We start from the raw sequence: 2,791 nt of genomic DNA on the forward strand, positions 1-2,791 counted from the left end.
TGTAGCGCGACGATTACGGAGTCCGGTCGGCGTCAATTTTGATGGCCGATAGGTGGCCGCGCCGGTTGGTGAATTCTGGCTACCATTTGCTGTTGCGAGGAGCAACCGTCGAGCGACAATTACGACGCTGGGTAATTGTCGCTGGCGTTGGCCGGAAGCGAGGGTTTGAAGCGCATGGGATGGTTGGCATGTAATTGCCGCTGGCGACAATTACCCGTTGCCTCAGCAAGGGTGCTCCCGAGCGCGAAGCCAGCGACAATTATGATGGCTGGTCCGGGGCGCCATTGGGCGGGTCGTAATCGCCGGCGTTGATGCGGGCGACGGCGGAACGCTTGCGGTAGCTTTCGCCGTTCATCTCGATGATGGTCGAGTGGTGCACGAGGCGGTCGATCGCGGCGACAGTCATGGCGGGATCAGGGAAGACGTTGTCCCATGCCGAAAATGGCTGGTTGGCGGTAATGGCGAGCGAGTGGCGTTCGTAGCGGTGGGCGATGAGCTCGAACAAGGCGCTGGTCTCGACCTGGTCCTTGCGGACGTAGGACAGATCGTCGAGCACGATGAGATCGAACTTGTCGAGCTTGTCGAGCATGGCGGGCAGGCTGAGGTCGCGGCGCGCGGACTGGAGCTTCTGGACCATGTCGGTGGTGGAGCAGAACAGGACGCGCCGCCCCGTGTCGATGAGGGCATGGCCAATGGCGGCAACTGCGTGCGTCTTGCCGGTCCCGCTCTGGCCGAACAGCAGCAGGTTGCCGCCGTTCTCGATCCAGTCGTCACCGGCGGCGAGGGACAAGAGGTGCGGTTTGCGGATGCCGGGGGCGGCGTCGAAATCGAAGGTGGCGAAGGTCTTGCCTGCGGGCAAGCCGGACTGGTCGCGATGGCGCTGGATGCGCCGGGAGGAGCGATCAGCCATCTCGATCTCGAGAAGCGAGGCCAGCAGGTTGGCGGCCGGCCAGCCATCGCGATCGGCGGTGTCGGTGAGGTGCTTCCAGTTGCGGTTGATGCTCGGCAGGCGCAAGGCCTTCAGCAGGGTAGGCAGTACGGCGGCGGCCTGATCCTTGGTGCGGGTCATCAGTGCACCTCCCCGCTGGCGATCAGGCTGTTGTAGCTGTGCAGATCGGGTGGCGGGATAGCGACATCGCGCTGCGATCTTGCGGTTGGCAGGAACTCGTCCCTGAGCGCATCGACATCGGGCAAGCGCCCGCTGTCGAGAGCCTCATCGATCCGCCGGGCCAGCACGTCGACACAGTCGCCCCTGGCGGCGATATCGAGCAGCGCGACGGCATCGCGGCAGGCCTGCCGTCCATCGAGTTGGGCATCGAAGGCTTGCCAGGCCCGCCGGTAGGCGTGATCGGGGAAGAGGGCTTCGCGGTAGACGAGGTTGCGCAGTGCACCGGGCTTGCGGCGCAGGTTACCGATCATGTGCCGGAAATCGATGCTATGCCCCCGGTGGGGATGACTGATCCGCACACGCGGCGTGGACATTACCCTGTCTGGACCGAGGAAGAGCTCGATGCGATCGTCAAAGAGATGCGCGTTGAGGCGCCGTCCGACGAGGCGGGAAGGCACCGAATAGGTAACCCGATCGATGGCGACGGTGCCGTTGCGGGTGACATCGACGGTGACCATGGCGAAATCGGTGGTTCGCCTTGCGGGCAGCGCCTTGAGTACCCTGCGTTCTGCATCGATGCGCGCAGCATGTCGCCGGTTCTGTCTGGCGACCTGCGCCTCAACGAACTCGCGCCAGGCCTCGATGCTAACGAAATCGCGGCTGCCCCGCCGGCGTAAGGCCTGATCGAGCCGTCGCTTGAGATGGGCATGGGGACCTTCGATCGATCCGTTCTCGTGCGCCTCGCCGCGGTTGTTGCGGGTAGCAAGCATGCCGTAATGACGACACAGCTCGTCATAGCTTCGGGTGAAATCCCGCTGCGCATCGGCGTCGAGGTTTTTGTAGGCGGCTGACAGGGAATCGCTGCGGTGTTCGGCCGGCGCGCCGCCCAGCTTCCACAACGCATCCTGCAGGTGCTCCGAAAGGGCGGCAAAGCTCTCCCCGCCCAGCACGACAGCCGCATGCTCCCAGCCACTCGCCGCCAAGCGGAAGTGGTAGAGGCGATAGGCCAGGGTCTCGCCGGCAACAGTGACCTTGAGACTGTCGCATACCGTGAAATCCGACAGGCCCTGCCGACCGGGCTCATGATGCTGCGGGAAGAAGATCTCCTTCTCGCCGCCGTGCAGTGCCCGCCAGCGGGCGATCCGGCGTTCCAGTGTTCGTCGTATCGCATCGGGAACAGCATCCTCGCCGAACTCGTCCTGGAGCGTCTCGAAGACCGTGACGGCAATGATACCGTCGATCTGGAGCAACTCCTCTATACGTGGCCAGAATGGCTCGAGCGGATCGGCGCGGGTGCGCCAGTGGCGCTCCTTCTTCTTCTGGGACGGAAGCTGCGGATCGTTCTCGATCCGGCGTGCGCTGCGTTCGCTGATACCGGCCTTGGCAGCCGCGACGGCCTGGGTGTGTTGGCGACGATGGGTCATGAAGAGAAATACCTGCTGATCGGAAATGTGGTGGCCCGGCATCGCAAACCCATCGCTCGTTGTTCGATGAGTGTTCCGATACCACCGCCCGCCACAGCCCCGATCTGCCCCCCGAAAGAAGGGGAAAAAGATCGCCACCGGTTGTCTGGTCCGCTCTCCGGTCGGGGCTGCGCCCCTCCCTACGATCAGACCAGACAACCGATCCTACCGGCCATCATAGTCGCCGCTCAACCGGCCATCGTAGTTGTCGCCGCGCAAC

At 64.0% G+C, this 2,791-nt stretch carries 2 protein-coding genes; both read right to left on the bottom strand.

Going from position 1 to position 2,791, the window contains the following annotated elements; translation table 11 throughout:
• Positions 1-259: 259 nt before the first annotated feature.
• A complete protein-coding gene (istB, locus tag F4U94_RS23910) occupies positions 260-1,069 on the bottom strand; it encodes an IS21-like element helper ATPase IstB (RefSeq protein ID WP_150412346.1) in 810 nt (269 codons plus the stop codon).
• Positions 1,069-2,574, bottom strand: coding sequence for an IS21 family transposase (gene istA, locus F4U94_RS23915; protein WP_007686498.1), 1,506 nt, complete (start codon positions 2,572-2,574; stop codon positions 1,069-1,071). Before istA ends, istB begins: the two co-directional genes overlap by 1 nt.
• Positions 2,575-2,791: the final 217 nt, after the last annotated feature.

Origin of the sequence: Sphingobium limneticum (genome assembly GCF_008710155.1) — a bacterium.
GTDB classification, from domain to species: domain Bacteria; phylum Pseudomonadota; class Alphaproteobacteria; order Sphingomonadales; family Sphingomonadaceae; genus Sphingobium; species Sphingobium limneticum.